Genomic DNA, 19,948 nt, shown 5'->3' with positions numbered 1-19,948 from the left:
AGAGGTGCAAAATGAGAATCCGTTTTTACAATGCCAGAATCCTTTCTATGAAGGATGGACAGGACATATTTGAAGGTGAGCTTTGGACAAATGACGACAAGATCATCTACTGTGACAACACGTCTCAGATAGAGGGTTACTACAAGGATCACCCCGACGCAATGCTTGTATTTGACAGAGAGATAGACTGTAAGGGCAATCTCCTTATGCCCGGATTTAAAAATGCACACACTCACTCTGCAATGACACTGCTTCGTTCAAGAGCAGATGATCTGCCCCTTGCGCAGTGGCTGAACAATCAGGTTTTCCCTGTGGAAGCAAAAATGACTGCAGAGGATATCTATTATCTTACTCAGCTGGCGATTCTGGAGTACCTTGACGGCGGTATCACATCAATTTTTGATATGTACCTTACTCCCGAATCCATAGCGGATGCCTGCAGAGATGCCGGAATGAGATGCGTCCAGGTTGGCGCTGTAAACAATTTCAGTCAGTCGGTTGAGCTGGTTGAAAAGTGCTACAACGAGCTTAATGGAAAAGATCCATATAACTCATACATGATCGGATTCCATGCAGAATACACCTGCTCAAAGGAGCTCCTTGAGAAAATAGCAGAGCTTGCTCATAAGTATAAGGCACCAGTTTATACACATATTTCTGAGACTGCTCCTGAAACAGAGGAGTGCAAGGGACGCTACGGCATGAGCCCATTGCAGTTCCTTGACAGTCTTTCAATGTTTGAATATGGCGGTGGCGGATATCACCTTGTTCATACAGATGAGAAGGATATGGAAATTCTCAAGAAGAGAAATATGTTCGCGGTTACCAATCCGGGATCCAACACTAAGCTTGCCAGCGGAATTGCACCTATAAATGATTATCTTAAAAGAGGAATTCCTGTTGCTATTGGAACAGATGGACCTGCCAGCAACAACTGCCTCAATATGTTCCGCGAGATGTTCCTTGTAACAGGACTTGGAAAACTTAAAGAGAACGATGCTTCCTGCATTGATGCCATTGAAGTTCTCAAGATGGCAACAGTTAATGGTGCACATGCAATGGGACTTAATGACTGCGACGTTCTTGAAGAGGGCAAAAAGGCTGATATAATCATGATCGATCTTAATCAGCCCAATATGCAGCCCATAAACAATATTTGCAAGAACATTGTTTACAGCGGAAGTAATTCAAATGTTGTTCTTACCATGATCGGCGGAATCATCCGTTATGAAAAGGGCGAATACAATATCGGAATAGCTCCTGAAGAAATCTATGCTAAGGCAAATGAGATCAAGAGCAGAATAGATAAAGAATTATAATTGGGGAATTTAATGAACGGAGTTTATTTTTTGCTTGGCATTTGCGCATTTCTGTTTGTCCTTTTCTTATTTGGACTAAGGAACGCAAGGGCGGAAGAGAAAAAGTTTTGTAATAAGTTTAAAAAAGAGTTTGGACAAAGGCCTGACAAAAGGCTTTTGTCCAAAAATTCGCATATAGGCGGATATCATGAAAAGCATAAGGGTACGTACTTTGTGGATGATATCACTTTCTCTGATCTTTCCATGGATGAAGTTTTCGACAGAATTAATTACTGCGAGTCATCCTCCGGAGAAGAGTATCTTTACTATATGCTAAGGAATCCTGTTTATACAGATGACTTTTCTGAGCTTGAGCAGGAGTTTGATACTCTTAAGTCTAATGAATCAGAACGTATCAGATTAAAATCTGTTTTTCGAAAAATCGGTAAATCCGGAAAATATTCTATATACGATTACCTGGATCTTTTAAACGGAGCAAAGAGGATATCTGCAGTGCCGCATTATCTGGCGCTTTTCCTTATGGCGGCAGCGATTATTTATATGTCTTTCTTTGGATTTACGGTTGGCTTTATAGCGCTTCTTGTAATTGTCAGCTATAACATTGTGACCTATTTCAAGATAAAAGCTCAGATTGAGCCTTATCTTGTGACCTTTGCGTATATATGCAGGCTCATCAGATGGGCAAAGGAAATAGCTGATGAAAACAGCGAATCCTTTGCAAAGGAAACGGAAGAGCTAAAAAGCCTTACGGCTACGTTAAGCGGCTTTTCGAGGAATTCCTGGATCGTTATATCAGGTGCCGGAAGGACAGGCAGTGGTAATCCCCTTGATATTCTTGCTGATTATGTGAGAATGATCACTCATGTGGACCTTATAAAGTTTGGAAGAATGTTCGATAAGCTTGAACCCAATAAGGACAGCGTGGACAGACTTATTACACTGATGGGTAAGATGGATGCAGTGTTATCCATCTGTTATTACAGAGCTTCCCTTGATGGTAAGTATTGCACACCTGAATTTGTATCAGATGAAGAATACAGGATAGAAGAAGGATATCATCCTCTTCTTGAGAGTCCAGTGCCTAATTCAATCACACTGAAAAGAGGACTTCTTCTTACCGGATCAAATGCTTCGGGTAAATCAACGTTCCTTAAAATGAGCGCAATAAACAGCATATTTGCACAGACTATCCATACATGTACAGCTTCTGCGTATAGAGGAAAACTGTATCGGATCTATAGCTCAATGGCACTGCGTGATGACCTTAATCTTGGCGACAGCTATTACATGGCAGAGATAAAATCCTTAAAGCGCGTGATTGATGCAGCTAGAGATAAAGAAGCTGCCCCGGTTCTTTGCTTTGTGGATGAGGTGCTAAGGGGCACCAATACTACAGAGCGAATCGCCGCATCTTCAATGGTTCTTGATTATTTTACAAAGGAAGGTGTTTTCTGCTTTGCAGCTACCCATGACGGTGAGCTGTGCGGTATTTTGGCTGATAAATATGATATCTATCATTTTGAAGGTGATATGACAGGCGGAGATGTTATTTTTGACTATCGGATACGCACAGGTCCTGCCACAACAAGGAATGCCATAAAGCTCCTTGAATCAATAGGCTATGATAAGTCCATAGTTGAGGATGCGGAAGCAATGGCAGAGTATTTTGACAAAGAAGGAATTTGGAAGAGGTGTAAATGAAAGTAACTATTTATTCAGATGGTTCAGCAAGAGGGAATCCGGACGGCCCTGGCGGATACGGCACAGTACTTCAGTTTATTGATGCCAAGGGGCAGCTCCATGAAAAGGAGATAAGCGCAGGCTACGATAAGACCACCAATAACAGAATGGAGCTTATGGGCGCCATTATGGGGTTAGAGGCTCTTAACAAGCCCTGCGATGTGGACCTTTTTTCTGATTCTAAATATGTGATAAGTGCCTTTAATGAGCACTGGATAGACAGCTGGATCAAAAAGGGCTGGAAAAAATCAGACGGTAAGGCTGTTAAAAACGTTGAACTTTGGAAGAGACTTCTTAGTGCGGTCGAAAAACATAATGTGACATGGCACTGGGTTAAGGGGCATGACGGACATCCTGAAAACGAGAGGTGCGACAGCCTTGCAACAACAGCGGCAGACGGCGATCCATCGACGCTTTTACATGATGATGGCGGAGATTTACGCAATTATTGAACAAAATGTAGTAAAAGCAATTTTTAATATTAAAAGGGCACATTTCCATTTGAAATTAGATTCATCTATGCTATTATTTTCAATGTATGAAAAAATCTTATAGTTGTTTAAGCTTAAGTCGTTCTTAAGCGGACAGGAGTGTATTATGAAATTCTTTTTGGATACTGCTAATGTAGAAGACATCAAGAAAGCCAACGATATGGGCGTTATTTGCGGTGTTACCACAAACCCTTCCCTTATCGCAAAGGAAGGCAGAGATTTCAAGCAGGTAGTTGCTGAGATCGCATCTATCGTTGACGGACCTATCAGTGGTGAGGTTAAGGCTACAACAGTTGATGCTGAGGGCATGATTGCTGAGGGACGTGAGATTGCTAAGATTCACCCTAACATGGTTGTTAAGATTCCTATGACAGAGGAAGGTCTTAAGGCTTGCCACACACTTTCAGCTGAGGGCATCAAGATCAACATGACTCTTATTTTCACAGCTAACCAGGCACTTCTTGCTGCAAGAGCAGGCGCTGCTTTCGTAAGTCCTTTCCTTGGAAGACTTGATGATATCAGCACAAGAGGTACAGACCTTATTTCTGAGGTTGCTCAGATTTTCGACGTACACGGAATTGATACAGAGATCATCGCTGCATCTGTTCGTCATCCTATGCACGTTACAGACTGCGCACTTGCAGGTGCTCACATTGCTACAGTTCCTTATGCTGTAATCGCTCAGATGGTTAATCACCCTCTTACAACAGCAGGAATTGAAAAGTTCCAGAAGGATTACAAAGCCGTTTTCGGTGAATAATATAAAGTGATTCAGGGCTGCCTTTTTTAGGCAGCCTTTTTTCTTAAAATTCTATAATTTTTCTATAACATTTCGGATTTTTTATAGTTTTATATTTTGTATTTTGATAACATTAATTAGTAATATGAATAAAGGACCAGGCAGGTATCGACGTGGAAAAAGATACTAACAAGTGGTTGATCACAGACCTATACCTAAAAGATTCACTAATCAATGCTATTAACGAAAAAGCAGAAAATGGTGATTTTGCTGCTTCTTTTTGCTGTGTATTTTTCAGTATTAAAGGTTTTGATTCATATTACATGAGAAATGGCTTTGACGAAGGGTATGAAGTTCTGCTCTTTGTGGCTAATAAGATAAAGAATTGCTTCCCCGTTGATCTAGTCGGGAAATTCGAGGACGATCAGTTCGTTGTTTTCACAGATATAGATGATATAGAGCGTTTTATAAAGAAAATAAAAATGGATTTTGATGAAGTATATATTCATACCGGAATGGAAATAAAAGCCGGTATATATGCTATCAATTCCGATGACAGAAACGGTCTCGAAATAGTGGAGAACGCAAAGATTGCATGTGATCTTTGTGAAAAGAACGAATCCGAAATTTCAATTTTTGACAAAAATGATGTGGATGAGAAAATCCTTATGCAGCACTATGTTGTGCACCATTTGGAGGATGCTCTCAAAAACGGAGAAATAGTGGTTTACTATCAGCCCATATTCCACACATTATCAGGAAAAGTATGCGGTTTGGAAGCACTTGCCAGGTGGAAAAACGATGAGTATGGATTCCTTTTGCCTTACGATTTTGTACCAGTTCTTGAGAATGCAAGAAAGATTCATTTACTTGATGAATATGTTATAAGACAGGTATGTAAGGATCAGAGAACTGTTATCGACAGAGGAATGGAGCCGGTTCCTGTTTCGATTAATCTCACAAAACTCGATTTTCTCCTTATAGATGTACTGGAACTGTTTAAGGAGGAACTGGAGAAAAATAATCTGACAAATGACCTGATCCAGATTGAGATAAGTGAAGCTGAAATAACCAGAGACAAAAAGGGCATACAGAAAGAACTGGAAAAATTTAAAGAAAATGGTTTCCACATAGTATTTGATGATTTCGGAAGTGAGTATTCTGCGCTTCAGGCTATCAGAGATATGCCTTTTGATACCATCAAAATCAACAGTAATTTCCTTTCGGGATTTAATAATGATCTGACATCCAGGATTATTCTGAAAAATATCCTTAATCTTTCGAAGGAGCTTGGCATGACTACCATGATGGGCGCCGTTGAGGATGAGGAGGTTTTGGAGTTCCTTAAGCAGACCGGCTGCGAGAAGACCCAGGGACATCTTTATTCAGAAGCAAAGCCTATAGATTATTACGATGAGGGTATTTATCCATACGAATATGAGACCTTTGAAGAGAGAGATTTTTATCGTGAAATCGGTAAAGTTAATATTCTTTCTCAGACGCCCATTGAGAACAGAAATTCTAATCATGAGGACGAATTTACATATCTGAATCAGCTTCCGCTTGCTATTATGGTATTTAACGGAAGGAAGTTCAGGATACTGATGACCAGTCGCGGCTTTGACGAGGTCATTTCAGACATGTTTATTGATGGTCTTTATAATGTTGAAATGGTATTTAACGACAAGCTAAATCCATTCTCAAAGCAGCTACGAGATCTTGCCCGTAATTCATCTAAAGATGATGAAATCCATGCTATGGAATTTGTTACAGGCAAAGGTTTCCACAGGATTATGCTCAGAAGAATCATTGATGACAGCATAGGCAAAGCTGCCTTGATTGCAACAATTGAGACTTTGACGAAAAATGATCCTGAGACCAGAGCGGCAAAGCTTAACAATTCTCTGAGATTTTTGTATCCGTTATATACGAGAATTGCAAGAACGCAGATAGATACGGATGAATTCGATATAATCTATGAAAATAAGACAAAATATGGTGTTTCTCTGTCTGATTGTAAATACTCAGAGGCAATTGTAAAGTTTGCCAATGAAGCCATTTACAATGAAGACAGAACCGCCTTTATTTCATTTTTCGATTGCAGTACACTCGATGAACGACTTGCGGAATTTGGCACTGACCATTTGACGGATTACTTTAGAACAATAGATGTTAACGGAGAGTACAACTGGCTTATGTACCTCATAGTTCCTATTATTTCCGAAGGCAGCAAGATGTTTCTTATGTGCTCAAGAAGTATCGATGCAGAGCGTATGAGAAAGCTTCCTGAAATAAGTCAGAGTGGCAGTGAATATTATGATATGCCAAGTGATCCTATATACCTGCTTCTTGCCAGTGATGCCTTTACCGATACCCTTGGTTATGGATCCTTTGAACAGTTTATCAGGAATACGTTTTTCCTGGAGGCTTCTCTTACGGATGATCAGACTATATATATGCATCTTGGACAAAGCGGTCTTATCAGTGACTTTGGTGAAACCGGATATATCTCACTTCCTTTTGGTGAAGTGATAAAAAGCATGGTATTTTCACAGGTCATTGAAGAAGACAGGGATAAGATGTACGAGTTCTATGACAAGGACAGACTTATTGCCGAGTATGAGAAAGGTAATATTTCAGGAAAAATCGTATATCTCCAGAGAACCGGTGCAAGTGATAAGCCAAGATATCAGAACGCCTGCTACCAGATCAGGAAAATTCGTGATGGTGACAATATTCATGTATATATCCTCACTTATGACGTTGATGAGTTTAAGCGCACCAATGAGACCATCAGAAATCTTGCGGAGAGGGATGTTCTCACAGGACTGTTCAACAGAATGACCATTACAAGGGTAGTTGAGGATATCATGAATGATCCTGAAACCCAGAACTTCGCAATGGTGCTTCTTGATCTTGATTTCTTCAAACAGTTTAATGATAACTACGGACATGACTGTGGTGATAAGGTCCTTCAGGATGCTTCTGAGAGAATGAAGAAGTACATGGGAGATGACAGCTATCCTGCACGAATAGGCGGAGATGAGTTCATGGTAATAATAAGGAATAAAACTCAGCCTGAAGTTGATAAAATTCTAAGTGATTTTTCTACAATGGATAAATCATTTGAATACAAAGGACAAAAAGTGACGTATACTATGTCTATAGGATATGCTCTTTGTCCTGATGATGGTACTAATTATAACTCGTTATATCAGAATGCCGATAAGGCACTCTACAAAGTTAAGGAAAGCGGCAGAAACAACTACGGACAGTATATTAAGTCAGAACAAAAGGAGGATAAGTAATGGGAGATACTTATAACATTTGCCTTGATATTGGGGGAACTAAGATACTTGGCGCGATTTTCAATGAAAAGAAAGAAATCGTGTATCGCCTTAAAAAGAAGACTAAGGAAATGGGCGATGATGTAAATAATATCGAGAAAGTCATCATAAGTGTCGTTAACGACATGATCAAGGATTCTGATATTAAGAAGTCCAAGATTAAGGCAATAGCAGCAGGCGCTCCGGGTGTAATCGATCAGGGTGCAGGTATCGTCCTTACATCCCCTAATCTTCCATGGCAGAATTATGACATCAAATCTTCCATAGAGAAAGAAGTAGGAATTCCTTTTTATATCGGAAATGATGTTAATGTGGGCGTTCTTGGTGAGTACAAGTACGGCGTTGCCAAGGGTTATAAGAACGTAGTCGGTTTCTTCGTAGGAACAGGAATGGGCGGCGGACTTATCCTTGATGGCAAGCTTTTTACAGGAAATAAGTATAAGGCTGCTGAGTACGGACACATGATTCTGGACCCCGAGGGACCTCTTTGCGGATGTGGTCAGAGAGGCTGCCTTGAAGCATTTTCAAGTAAAAAGGGCATGAGCTCTTATATCATGCAGCAGACAAACAGAAGCAGAAAGAACATGCTGGCAGATACCATAGAAAATGGCGTATTTAAGAGTAAGAATCTGAAAAAAGCCATTGCAGCAGGAGACCCCGTTACTCTTGAAGCTGTTGACAGAGCGTGCCATTATCTTGCAATTGCAACAGGCAATATGATAAATACCATAAGCCCTGACATCGTGGTTTACGGCGGCGGTGTAATGGAAGCTGTTGGAGATTTCTTCATGGAGAAGATCTTAGCAGAGGTAGATCGCTATTGCATGCCTTCCATCAGAAATACTGTAGAGCTTAAAAAGGCAGCTCTTGGTGATGATTCAAATATCTACGGCGCTCTTGCCATGATAGAGGATAATTAACTAAAGCTTTTTATGCCATAAATGTTGAAAAAACAGTACTAATGCCTTAGCGGTATAGAATAAATGAATATTTAGAGATAAAATAACCTTGCAAATACTTTAATATTTGGGAGGTTATTTTTTTATGAAGATCGGTCTAATTAATGAGAACAGTCAGGCTGCGAAAAACCAGGTTATATATAACTCACTTAAGAAGGTGGCTGACGGCTACGGCTTTGAGGTATTCAATTACGGTATGTATTCTGCAGAGGATGAAGCTCAGCTCACTTATGTACAGAATGGTATTCTTGCAGCAGTTTTGCTTAATTCAGGCGCTGTTGATTATGTGATCACAGGATGCGGCACAGGTGAAGGTGCAATGCTTGCACTTAACAGCTTTCCCGGCGTTATCTGCGGTCATGTAGAAGATGCCCTTGATGCTTACACCTTTGCACAGATAAATGACGGCAATGCTATTTCACTTCCTTTTGCTAAGGGTTATGGATGGGGCGGAGACCTCAATCTTGAGTATATTTTCGAGAAGCTTTTCTGCGAGCCCAGCGGCCAGGGATATCCCAGAGAAAGAGCTGTTCCGGAGCAGAGAAATAAGAAGATTCTTGATGAAGTTAAGAAGGTGACTTATGTTCAGGATCTTACTGAGATTCTTTCAAAGCTTGATCAGGACCTTGTTAAGGGTGCTCTTTCAGGCGAACATTTCCTTGAGTACTTTAATGCTAACGCAAAGGATGATAAAATTAAAAAGTACGTTAACGAGCTTATGAAATAATAATATTTCCTGAAAACAAAGCCTCGCAGATGCTTGCGCCAAAGCGTACATTTGTGGGGCTTTTTCTTTGCGAAAAATGGGAGTAAAAATGAAAGATTTATTGGAATTAAGAAGAAAAAGCGCAGAAGACTTGGCTGTAACCTATGGTTTATATGAGCTTGAGTTTTCTGATGAAAGAAATGATGCTTTGGCACAGGAACTTAGAGATGCTATAGAAAAAGCATTTGATCAGCAGGACGAGGATGGAAGCGTAGAATATGATCTTTGTGCCACATCTGTTTTTGCTGCTAATATGTGCATAGCATCACGTGCTCTTGATGAGTATGATCCGATTTTTGCAAGAGACTGTATTCATTCAGCCCTCGATTCCGGTCAGTTTCTTATGGCTGCAATAGATAAGCTTGGGCTACTTAGTGGAAAAGATACAGAGGGCGTAACTACAGAAGATAAGCAGACTATAGTATTTGCTTTTTCAGAGCTTATGAGAACCGACATTGAGATTAGAAATGCTTATGACCATTCCATGATGGCTGGAATGCCCCAGAAGATGAGCAGACAGAAAAAGTATAAGCTTATCACAGATTTTCTTAGTAATGACGAGCTTTATGGTGAGCTGTCTGATATGCTGGTTCTTACTGCAATAGCGGTATTGCTTGATGAAGAGGATAATGCCACTTCGAAAACAAGGAAAACTATCATGGATAAGTTGTCCTATTTTGCTGATAGCACTATTGATGGTGAGCTTTTGGCAGAGGATAAGGGGCTTTATATGCTTTCCTATAGGACTATAATTGATGCACTTAATATGGTTTTGCAGAAGGATAAGGAAAAAAGAGAAGGCGGAGATTCCAATCTGATAAAAGTTATCGAATATAATGTTATCGATAACAGAAAGCATATGTCTGATGAAGAGATAAAAGAGATTCAGGACAGAATTACAAAATATGAAAATAAGCTAAAGAGTTTTGAATGATTTTTATGTTTTTTTAATGAGGCCAAAGCTACATAAAAGGGCTATTTCACTTGATAAATAAGCGGTTTATCAGTATACTACTTTGTGGAAACAGTTAAATTGCAAATTTAATATAATTTATTATTTATATGGAGGCATAAAATATGCAGGGTTCTAAACCAACAGTTTTACTTATTATGGACGGATTCGGAATTAACGACAATCCGGAAGGCAACGCCATTGCAATGGCTAATACACCGGTTCTTGACGGTCTTATGAAGGAGTATCCTTGTGTAAGAGGTAACGCCAGCGGACTTGCAGTAGGTCTTCCCGATGGTCAGATGGGTAACTCCGAAGTAGGTCATATGAATATGGGTGCAGGACGCATCGTTTATCAGGAGCTTACAAGAATCACAAAGTCAATCGAGGATGGCGATTTCTTCACTAACGAAGGACTTATGGCTGCAATCGATAACTGTAAGAAAAATGATTCAGCTCTTCACATGTATGGTCTTGTAAGTGATGGTGGTGTACACAGCCACATTACACATATCTACGGACTTCTTGAGCTTGCTAAGAGAAACGGTCTTTCAAAGGTATATGTTCACTGCTTCCTTGATGGACGTGACACACCTCCGGAATCTGGTATCGATTTCGTTCAGCAGCTCGAGGATAAGATGAAGGAGCTTGGCGTTGGCGAAGTAGCTTCTATTTCCGGAAGATACTATGCAATGGACAGAGATAACAACTATGATCGTGTGAAGATCGCTTATGATGCACTTACAAAGGGTGAGGGCAACAAGGCTGACAGCGCACACGAGTGCATGGTTCAGACATACAAAGATGGCAAGACAGATGAGTTCGTTATTCCTACAGTTATCATGAAGGATGGCGCTCCTGTTGCTACAATCAAGGACAATGATTCAATCATTTTCTTCAACTTCCGTCCTGACAGAGCAAGAGAGATCACTCACTGCTTCTGTGATGATGAATTTGATAAGTTCGACAGAGGAGCACGCATCAAGACTACTTATGTATGCTTCACAGATTATGATCCGCTTATCCCTAACAAGGAAATCGCATTCAAAAAGGTTCTTCTTACAAATACCTTCGGTGAGTGGCTTGCAGCTAAGGGCATGAAGCAGGCTCGTATCGCTGAGACAGAGAAATATGCGCACGTTACATTTTTCTTCAACGGTGGTGTTGAGGAACCCAACGAAGGCGAGGACAGAATCCTTGTAAACAGTCCTAAGGATGTTGCAACATATGATCTTAAGCCTCAGATGAGCGCACCTGAAGTTTGCGAGAAGGTTCTTGAAGCTATTAACTCAGATAAATATGATGTTGTAGTTACCAACTTCGCTAATCCTGACATGGTTGGTCATACAGGTGTTATTCCTGCAGCAGTTAAGGCTGTTGAGACAGTTGATGAGTGCGTTGGTAAGATCGTAGAAGCAGTTAAGGCTAAGAACGGAACAATGTTCATCTGCGCTGATCACGGTAATGCAGATATGATGATCGATTACGAGACAGGCGAGCCTTGGACTGCTCACACAACCAATCCTGTTCCTTTCATACTGGTTAACTATGATCCTGCTTATACTCTTAAGGAGAATGGCTGCCTTGCAGATATCATTCCTACTCTTATCGAGTGCATGGGTTATGAGAAGCCTGCTGAGATGACAGGAGAATCACTTCTTATCAAAAAATAAAACGTAATAAAAATTAAGGCGTGTGAAACAGACAACTGTGTGGATTTTCCGCACAGTTGTTTTTTCACTGCATGTATGGGGATTAGGTATGAAAAAAACAATAAGCTGCCTTTTAGCGGCGGTGATATTTTCTGTTGCTCTTGGGTGTTGCGGCACGAGGACAGATAATATTGATGATCAGAATTCCGGGGAAGTAACTGGTGATGCTACGAATTCTGATAACACAGATGGTGCTAGTGATGAATATAGCGTAAATGAAGGCGAAGGGGAGACCTCTATGAATAAAGAACCGGACAGAAATATTAAAGTGTCTCTGGAAGAACATTCTGTTTTCAATGATACCAATGAAGACGGATATGGAGAATTTCAGGGCTTTGGTACATCCCTTTGCTGGTGGGCCAACAGATTAGGCTACAGTGAAAAGCTGACAGACGCTGCTGCAAAGGCTTTCTTTAATAAGGACGAAGGCCTTGGAATGTGTATCGGAAGATATAATGTGGGAGGCGGAGATAATGTCGCTGAAGACGGCAAAGTATTTACTGCTGAGAATGTGGATATTGATGTTCCCCACAAGACACATATAAAGCGCTCTGATTCTGTGGTTCCGGGATATGCTGTTGATGTGACCAAAATCGACACATCAGAGCATGACATTTCATATTACGAAGAGAATTTCGACAGAGCCTTTGAGGATTGCGGCTATGCATGGAATTATAACTGGGACGCCGATGTTAATCAGATGAATGTGTTAAAGGCAGCCCTTAGGGAAGCTGGAGACGAGTTTATTGCAGAAGCTTTTTCCAACTCTCCTCCGTATTTCATGACAGTGAGCGGCTGTACTTCGGGCGGATTTAATCCTTCTGAGGACAATCTTAGAGAGGATTCAATTGAAGCCTTTGGCGCATACATGGCAGATGTCATTGAGCACTGGAAAAATGAAGGTGTTGTTAATTATCAAAGTGTAAGTCCAATGAACGAGCCAACCACAAGCTACTGGGAGTGCTATAGCCCAAAGCAGGAGGGTTGCCATATAAGCTCCGGCGATATGCAGTCTGAAGTTTTGGTTGCATTAAAGGATGAGCTTGATGAAAAGGGTATCGATATCATAATCAGCGGAACAGATGAGACCAGCATTGATTCGGCAATTCAGGCTTATAATGCATTATCTGATGATGCAAAAAGTGTTGTTTCAAGAATAGATACTCACAGCTATACAGGCAGTGAGAGAAAACAGCTCCGAAAGCTTGCTGAAAGTGAAGGCAAGAACCTTTGGATGAGCGAAGTGGACGGTGATTTCGTAGCTGGCAAAAATGCCGGGGAAATGGCTTCGGGTCTTGGCTTATCCAAATGGCTTAAAACTGATATGAATGAGCTTTTACCTGCAGCCTGGATTCTCTGGGATGCCGTTGATGTGCATATAGATGAGACGAACCCTTATGACTGGCATACAAGAGACCACTGCTTTGGAGACCTTGATCTTGAAGGTGGCAACAGCCTTTGGGGAATCGCCATCGGAGATCACAATGAAGAGGAGCTGATCCTTACAAAGAAATATTATGCACTTGGTCAGTACACAAGATATATAAGGCCCGGCTACTGCATTCTTGCAGGAGATAACTTCACTGTATGCGCTTATGATCCAAATGATAAAAAGCTTGTGATTGTGGCTACCAGCAATGCCAATAAGGATGAACGCTGGGAGTTTGAACTTACCGGATTTAAATCCATAGGAGAAAATGTAACTGCCATAAGAACCAGCGGAACTCTTGCAGATGGCGAAAACTGGGCTGATGTCACAGGTGATGCAGCCATAAGTGTAAACAGCGAAAATATGAGCTTTTCAGCAGATATTAAATCTCAATCTATCACTACTTTTATTGTTGATGGTGTTGATTAATCTGTGTTTTTATGGTAATTTATATTGGTATTTGTGAATTTGTTAGGAGGAAAATTTCGTGGCAGCTTTAAAGATTGTACTTTCTATTATATTTATACTTGATTGTGTAGCACTTGTAACACTTGTACTTGCTCAGGAAGGTAAGACACAGGGACTTGGTGCTATTCAGGGCTTTGCAGAGACAACTTACTGGGGCAAGAACAAAGGACGTTCCAGAGAGGGAATTCTCAAGAAGACAACTGTAGTTTTATCAGTACTTTTCGTAGTTCTTAGCGTAGTACTTAATATGCAGGTTTTCTAATTTAGTTGAATTGATTTTACGAAAGGCACTCTTTACAGAGTGCCTTTTTCATCTTATAAGAAATGCTTTGCGTTTCGATAACAGGAGATTTAATGTCTAAGAGGAAAATAGCAGCGAAGAAACAGAATATAACGGGAACCTTTATCTCAAATTCAAGGGGCTTTGGCTTTGTAGAGGTTGAGGACAGAGTTGATGATATTTTTATTCCCGAGGAGTATACAGGCACTGCATTTCAGGGTGATACCGTTGAAGTAGAGATTATCAGTACTGCCGCTCAGAGTGGCGGTAATCGCGATGAGGGAAGGATTGTTAATATCCTTGTTCGCGCTATTGATAAGATTGTTGGTACTTATCAGGATGGTCATACCTACGGATTCGTAATTCCTGATAACCTTAGATTTACTCAGGATGTTTTCATTCTTAAGGAGCATAGCAAGGGTGCTGTATCCGGTGATAAGGTCGTTGTTACCATGACCGATTACGGCGATCCCATAAAGGGCAGAAAGCCTGAGGGAAGAGTGTCGTCTATTATTGGTAATATAAATGATCCGGGCGTGGATATTTTATCTATAGTTGAGAGCTTTGATATACCCAGCGTTTTCCCTGAGAAAGTTATGAACCAGGCCGAGAAGGTAAAGGACCATATCATCGAAGCTGACATGGATGGAAGACTTGACCTTAGGGATACTGTGATGGTGACTATTGACGGCGAAGATGCCAAGGACCTTGATGATGCGGTATCACTTACTGTATCTGATGGAATATATCATCTTGGTGTCCATATAGCTGATGTTACCAATTATGTACAGGAAGGCTCTGCCCTTGACAGAGAGGCATTCAGGCGTGGTACCAGTGTGTATCTGGTAGACAGGGTTATTCCCATGCTGCCCCATAGACTTAGTAACGGGATATGCAGTCTTAATCACGGCGAAGACAGACTTGCTCTTAGCTGCCTTATGGATATTGACTGCAACGGTGCTGTTATTTCACATCAGATAGCTGAGACGGTTATCAATGTAAATGAGAGAATGTCATATACTTCAGTTGCTGCAATTTTGGAGGATGAGGATCCTGAGCAGATAGACAGATACAAGGATCTCGTCCCTATGTTTAAGGAGATGGCAGAGCTTTCCGAGATTTTGAAGAAAAAGAGAAGAAGCCGCGGTGCCATAGATTTTGATTTTCCTGAAGCAAAGATTCTTCTTGATAAGGATGGCAATCCCACTGAAATCAAGGTGAGGGAGTCCAATACGGCTACTACCATGATAGAGAGCTTTATGCTTGCTGCAAATGAGACAGTTGCTGAGCATTTTTATTGGATGCAGGCACCCTTTGTTTACAGAGTCCATGAACAGCCTGATATGGAAAAGATAGCTAATCTTAATTCCTTTATAAGTAACCTTGGATATCATCTTAGGTTTAAGGCAGATTCTATACAGCCCGCAGAGATTCAAAAGCTTCTTACCAAGATAGAGGGCACAGAGGAAGAGCCTGTAATCAGCAGAATTGCTCTACGTAGTATGATGCAGGCAAAATACAGTACAGAATGTCTTGGACATTACGGTCTTGCATGCACATATTATTGCCACTTTACATCGCCCATAAGAAGATATCCTGATCTTCAGATCCATAGAATTATTAAGGATTACTTAAGGGGCAGGATGAAGGATGAAAAGCTTGCCCACTATCAGGGAATACTTGAGGAGGTTGCAAAGCATTCCTCTGACACTGAGAGAAGAGCTGAGGAAGCTGAGCGCGAGACAGATAAGCTTAAAAAGGCTCAATTTATGGAATCTCATATAGGAGAGACCTTTGAAGGAACTGTGTCAGGTGTTACAGGATGGGGAATGTTTGTAGAGCTTCCCAATACCTGCGAAGGCCTTGTTCCTGCATCGTCAATGGAGGATGATTTCTATATCTATGACGAGAATAATTTTTGTCTTGTGGGTGAGAGAACAGGCAGGACCTATAAGCTTGGTCAGACTGTAAAGGTTAAGGTTTTTGATACTGACAGGCTCAGTAAGACCATTGATTTCAGGCTTGTTTCGGATGTGGAAGATGATGAAGCATACGATCCTTTCACGGATGATGATTATGAAGAGGACTACTACGAGGAGGATGAGAATGGCCGAATCCGCCTTGTAAAAGGAAAGTCTAAGAGATCAAAGGCAGATAAGAAAAGAAAGTCTTTAAAATCTGATAGACCTGAGAAAAAGACTCCCGCTAAGCTTCGTGCCGCAAAGGTATCAAGGCTTGCACTTGAAGCTGAGGATGTAGATGCAGACAGAGCTTCCAAGGCAGAGCGTAAGAAGAAATCCAAGTCTAAAGCAGAATCTAAGAAGAAAGCTGATTCCAAGGTGAAGGGTAAATCCAAGAAGGAAATTAAAGCCAAGGAAGAAGCAGGCTCTAAGGGCCGCAAGGTTTATAAGGTACATAAGTATAAAAAGTCCGCTACCTCCAAGGCTGCCAGATCAGCTCAGGGCAAGCGGAAAAAGAAATGATGAACTACAGGGTTATGTACATAATGGATTATTCCCTGTAATATTAAATAAAAAAACAGGTTGGTTAGGCTACATGGCAGAAGATAGTATTAAATTAATAGCAAATAATAAGAAAGCTTTTCATGAGTATTTCATAGAGGAAAAATATGAAGCAGGTATTTCACTTGCGGGAACTGAGGTTAAATCTCTTCGACAGGGCAAGTGCAGTATTAAGGAAGCCTGGGTCAGCATCGATAAGGGTGAAGCATATATCTGCGGCATGAATATCAGCCCTTACGAGAAGGGGAATATTTTCAACAAGGATCCTCTCAGAGTAAGAAAGCTTCTTCTTCATAAAACAGAGATCAGGAAGCTTGATCAGGCATCACAGGCTCAGGGCTATACTCTTGTACCTCTTGAAGTGTATTTTAAGCGTGGAAAAGTGAAGGTCCAGATCGGTCTTGCCAAAGGTAAGAAGCTCTACGATAAGAGAGATGTGGCTGCCAAGAAGGATCAGCAGCGAGAGGCTATGAGAGATTATAAGGTAAGCCTCAGATAGTATCATCTTTATCAGATTTAAAGCACATAAGTCCCATCAGCAGCATATTTGAATAGACAACAGGCAGAGCGTATCTGCCGCCGTTATTCATATAAGTAGGCCCGGCGAGACAAATGAGTATGGTTAAGATAGACGGAATCAGCAGTAAGAACTGCTTTCCGTCTTTTCTTTTTATGCTGCAAAAGAAAAGGCAGATTGGAATCCAGCACTGGATGGCGATATTCACAAAAGGGAATACTACGGGAAGGTTCTCAATCACTCTGATAAATGTTTTAAATCCGGGTTTGATGCCTGTAAGAGCTGCAGGCTCTTTAAAGGTAACATCCTTATCATTCCAGAGCATGGTATATACGCCCGATGTGGCATCAGGGGTACCCATCCTGGCATCGGGATAATAGAAGCCAATACCTGTTGAAATGAATGCATCAAAATAGCTGGCAGGGTATTTGAAAAATAATGAAAACCAGGAACCAAGATATTTTGATAGAGCATCACCTTCTGCATGATAGGTCTTTTTTACCGGGTCAGACAAAAATGCTTCATAATCTGATAGAAGAACGTCGTAATCAAGAACCTCTGAGATTTTCTCTACATCTTCTGATGAAAGCTCATCGCTATACATAGATACCACTCTTGCCGTCTGCTGAAAAGGAACGGAGAGTGCCTCTGCTTCAGAGCCTTTCTTTATTCCAAGGGCAGGCAAAAAAGCCGCAGAATATATAAAGTAAAATACTGCAGCAAGGGTAAGAGGGATGATTAGCATGGATTTTTTCTTGATTAGTCCGATTATCGCAAAGATTATACAGCCGCCAATGAGATAAATTCCGTTGTTTCTAAAGATAGTTACCGCGAAGGATATAAGGAATAAAGCTATTAGCTGCTTTTGGGTTTCGCCAAGGTATATGAGTCTTGCAAGGATGCATAAATAAAGAACAACGAAGCAGGTAAATAAAGTGTCCTTAACTACAGAAGTTATGTATCCGGGGTAAATCGGAACAACTGCAAAAACTATGGTACTTACGATAATCCATATTGAGGGCACACCCAGCTTTTTCAAAGTGTCTGTGCAATAAGCGAAGATGAGCGCACCTATAAGTGACTGAACCAGAACAAGAACAAATATTCCAAGGTTGGTGCTGCCAAAGAGTCTATCGCCTAAAAACACGAATATTCCCATAAAAGCAGTTGATGCAGGCGGCCAATGAGCTGTTACATTACCTGCCATGAATCTGGCAATCTGATGATAACCGTCATACTCAAAGCCTGCGGGAAGCCTGAGCAGGATATAGGGCAACCAGCATAAGAAATACAGGATAGTACAGTTTCTGAATGTATGATCGAAGAATTTTGGTAAAGCTTTTGCTTTTGAAGCAGTGCCTATAAAAACAAACAGGCGCTTTAAATATCTAAATACAGTAAGCATTAAAAAGTAGCAGCCTATATAGTAAACAGCAGCAAAAAGTATAAATCTTGAGCTGTACATATTCTCAAAAAATGCATCTGTAGTGATAATTGAAAATCCGGCTGTCATTAAAAGAGCAAAGAGCAGGGATGAAATCCTGTCGCAGATATTTGCTTTTGACGCTGCGAAAGATACTAAAACAGCAAGGCTCACACAGAAAAACACTGTCATTGTCTGAACTGAGTAAGGAAAAAGAAACTGAAGTGCATCAGCAAATGAGAAGCTTTCCATATTAAGAAGTTCAGCAAAGAGATTGGAATTCTGAGCCTGGAAAAACATAAATATGAAAAGTGCCTCAACTAGCCCTATGATAAGTGTTTTCTTATTTAACTGCTTTATACTTGAAAAAGTGGATCCTGTTTTGATATTTGTATTCACTGATTTCACCCTGAATGTATATATGATTATGTCAAACTTGCTTTGATAGAATTACGCATAAATTAAGCGGTTTTGACTAAAAAATTATATCATATTTTATACCACAGGTTCAGTTGATTTTCTGAGAATAAGCCGATATAATAGGCAGAGTAAATAGAACATTTACAATTAAATAGGGGTTAGTAAAGGTTTCGACAGGGATTCTGAAGCTGGAGAAGCTGTCCGCAGGATGGTGCGTTAAACCTCAAACTTAAATATAAACGCTGAAGATAATTTAGCACTCGCTGCCTAAGTGCAGCGCGTAGGCCTGAGTGCACCTGCACATTCAGTAACCTGCGTCGACTTTGCAGGAAACGACATAGCTTAAGCTTTGCGGTTATGGTCGTATCATGAAGCTACCGAACTTCTTAGGGTGTGAATTTCCGGTGAAGTGAGGGAATCGGGCTTGCCCACAATAATTCACTACGACAGTAGAAGGACAGGGGACGGGTTTTTGGACAGGGGTTCGACTCCCCTCTAATCCACTAAAAAAGAGGACGCAAGTCCTCTTTTTTGTTGGAGTAGAGAGGGAGTCGAACGACGAGACCACTGAGCAAATCTCAGTGAGAAAGCGCCAGTGGCGCTTTCGTGTCGAAGACCGGCCCGAAAGGCGGCTAAGCCGCCGGTGGGACTCCCCTCTAATCCACTAAAAAAGAGGACGCAAGTCCTCTTTTTTGTTGGAGTAGAGAGGGAGTCGAACGACGAGACCACTGAGCAAATCTCAGTGAGAAAGCGCCAGTGGCGCTTTCGTGTCGAAGACCGGCCCGAAAGGCAGAAAAAGTGTCTGAAAATTCCTTGCATTTTACATATCCTTGTGGTTAGAATGTATGCTAGGTACTAAATCTA

The 19,948-nt window shown here is 41.0% G+C and carries 13 protein-coding genes, 1 other RNA gene and 1 pseudogene; 14 read left to right on the top strand and 1 reads right to left on the bottom strand.

The features are described 5' to 3' along the window. Nucleotides 1–11 precede the first annotated feature (11 nt). The 13 genes and pseudogenes from G610_RS0116930 to smpB all read left to right on the top strand — a co-directional run bounded on the left by G610_RS0116930 (nt 12) and on the right by smpB (nt 17,223). A complete protein-coding gene (locus G610_RS0116930) occupies nt 12–1,319 on the top strand; it encodes an amidohydrolase family protein (RefSeq protein WP_026525718.1) in 1,308 nt (435 codons plus the stop codon). Between the two features lie 12 nt (nt 1,320–1,331). Then, entirely contained in the window at nt 1,332–3,020 is a 1,689-nt protein-coding gene (locus G610_RS0116925; RefSeq protein ID WP_026525717.1) for a MutS-related protein, read from the top strand. Then, nucleotides 3,017–3,511: a ribonuclease HI gene (gene rnhA, locus G610_RS0116920; protein ID WP_026525716.1), complete on the top strand. Its 495-nt coding sequence runs from the start codon at nt 3,017–3,019 to the stop codon at nt 3,509–3,511. The genes G610_RS0116925 and rnhA overlap by 4 nt, the downstream gene beginning before the upstream one ends. Before the next feature lie 145 nt (nt 3,512–3,656). After that, nucleotides 3,657–4,310 (top strand): fructose-6-phosphate aldolase, encoded by a 654-nt coding sequence (gene fsa / locus G610_RS0116915; RefSeq protein WP_026525715.1) that lies wholly within the window; start codon nt 3,657–3,659, stop codon nt 4,308–4,310. Nucleotides 4,311–4,462: 152 nt separating this feature from the next. Beyond that, the gene (locus tag G610_RS0116910; RefSeq protein WP_026525714.1) at nt 4,463–7,597 is read left to right on the top strand and encodes a sensor domain-containing diguanylate cyclase; all 3,135 of its coding nucleotides are present in this window, start codon (nt 4,463–4,465) and stop codon (nt 7,595–7,597) included. Then, the gene (locus G610_RS0116905; protein ID WP_026525713.1) at nt 7,597–8,556 is read left to right on the top strand and encodes an ROK family protein; all 960 of its coding nucleotides are present in this window, start codon (nt 7,597–7,599) and stop codon (nt 8,554–8,556) included. Before G610_RS0116910 ends, G610_RS0116905 begins: the two co-directional genes overlap by 1 nt. A 124-nt stretch (nt 8,557–8,680) precedes the next feature. Beyond that, nucleotides 8,681–9,322, top strand: coding sequence for an RpiB/LacA/LacB family sugar-phosphate isomerase (locus tag G610_RS0116900; protein ID WP_026525712.1), 642 nt, complete (start codon nt 8,681–8,683; stop codon nt 9,320–9,322). An 88-nt stretch (nt 9,323–9,410) separates the two neighbouring features. Beyond that, nucleotides 9,411–10,295 (top strand): hypothetical protein, encoded by an 885-nt coding sequence (locus G610_RS0116895; protein ID WP_026525711.1) that lies wholly within the window; start codon nt 9,411–9,413, stop codon nt 10,293–10,295. Nucleotides 10,296–10,438: 143 nt separating this feature from the next. Beyond that, nucleotides 10,439–11,986 (top strand): 2,3-bisphosphoglycerate-independent phosphoglycerate mutase, encoded by a 1,548-nt coding sequence (gene gpmI, locus G610_RS0116890; protein ID WP_026525710.1) that lies wholly within the window; start codon nt 10,439–10,441, stop codon nt 11,984–11,986. 88 nt (nt 11,987–12,074) lie between these two features. Beyond that, the gene (locus tag G610_RS21455; protein WP_051198085.1) at nt 12,075–13,883 is read left to right on the top strand and encodes a glycoside hydrolase; all 1,809 of its coding nucleotides are present in this window, start codon (nt 12,075–12,077) and stop codon (nt 13,881–13,883) included. Nucleotides 13,884–13,941: 58 nt separating this feature from the next. Further along, nucleotides 13,942–14,184 carry a preprotein translocase subunit SecG gene (gene secG, locus G610_RS0116880; protein WP_026494752.1) on the top strand — a complete coding sequence of 81 codons (243 nt, stop codon included), beginning with the start codon at nt 13,942–13,944 and terminating at the stop codon, nt 14,182–14,184. A 107-nt stretch (nt 14,185–14,291) separates the two neighbouring features. Then, nucleotides 14,292–16,259 (top strand): annotated as a pseudogene (rnr, locus tag G610_RS0116875) (ribonuclease R); the annotation flags it as partial. Between the two features lie 499 nt (nt 16,260–16,758). Next, on the top strand, nt 16,759–17,223 hold the full coding sequence (smpB, locus tag G610_RS0116870) for an SsrA-binding protein SmpB (protein WP_026525708.1): 465 nt from the start codon (nt 16,759–16,761) through the stop codon (nt 17,221–17,223). Here smpB and G610_RS0116865 read toward each other — a convergent pair. Continuing rightward, entirely contained in the window at nt 17,216–19,063 is a 1,848-nt protein-coding gene (locus G610_RS0116865; protein ID WP_026525707.1) for a DUF6020 family protein, read from the bottom strand. The two genes, smpB and G610_RS0116865, sit on opposite strands and share 8 nt — an antisense overlap. A 176-nt stretch (nt 19,064–19,239) precedes the next feature. On the opposite strand from G610_RS0116865, the gene ssrA reads away from it, so the two are divergent. Next, nucleotides 19,240–19,590: a transfer-messenger RNA gene (ssrA, locus tag G610_RS22820) on the top strand. The last annotated feature ends 358 nt before the right edge of the window (nt 19,591–19,948 follow it).

It is taken from the genome of Butyrivibrio sp. MB2005, assembly GCF_000424285.1.
GTDB lineage: Bacteria > Bacillota > Clostridia > Lachnospirales > Lachnospiraceae > Butyrivibrio.
Note: the sequence above shows the minus strand (reverse complement) of the source record. Positions and strands in the feature narration are given on the sequence as shown.

Bases quoted from the DNA above. Each gene is read 5' to 3' on its own strand.
- G610_RS0116925 (WP_026525717.1), top strand. From the start codon at position 1,332: ATGAACGGAGTTTATTTTTTGCTTGGCATTTGCGCATTTCTGTTTGTC.
- G610_RS0116895 (WP_026525711.1), top strand. From the start codon at position 9,411: ATGAAAGATTTATTGGAATTAAGAAGAAAAAGCGCAGAAGACTTGGCT.
- smpB (WP_026525708.1), top strand. From the start codon at position 16,759: ATGGCAGAAGATAGTATTAAATTAATAGCAAATAATAAGAAAGCTTTT.
- gpmI (WP_026525710.1), top strand. From the start codon at position 10,439: ATGCAGGGTTCTAAACCAACAGTTTTACTTATTATGGACGGATTCGGA.
- G610_RS21455 (WP_051198085.1), top strand. From the start codon at position 12,075: ATGAAAAAAACAATAAGCTGCCTTTTAGCGGCGGTGATATTTTCTGTT.
- G610_RS0116900 (WP_026525712.1), top strand. From the start codon at position 8,681: ATGAAGATCGGTCTAATTAATGAGAACAGTCAGGCTGCGAAAAACCAG.
- G610_RS0116930 (WP_026525718.1), top strand. From the start codon at position 12: ATGAGAATCCGTTTTTACAATGCCAGAATCCTTTCTATGAAGGATGGA.
- rnhA (WP_026525716.1), top strand. From the start codon at position 3,017: ATGAAAGTAACTATTTATTCAGATGGTTCAGCAAGAGGGAATCCGGAC.
- fsa (WP_026525715.1), top strand. From the start codon at position 3,657: ATGAAATTCTTTTTGGATACTGCTAATGTAGAAGACATCAAGAAAGCC.
- G610_RS0116905 (WP_026525713.1), top strand. From the start codon at position 7,597: ATGGGAGATACTTATAACATTTGCCTTGATATTGGGGGAACTAAGATA.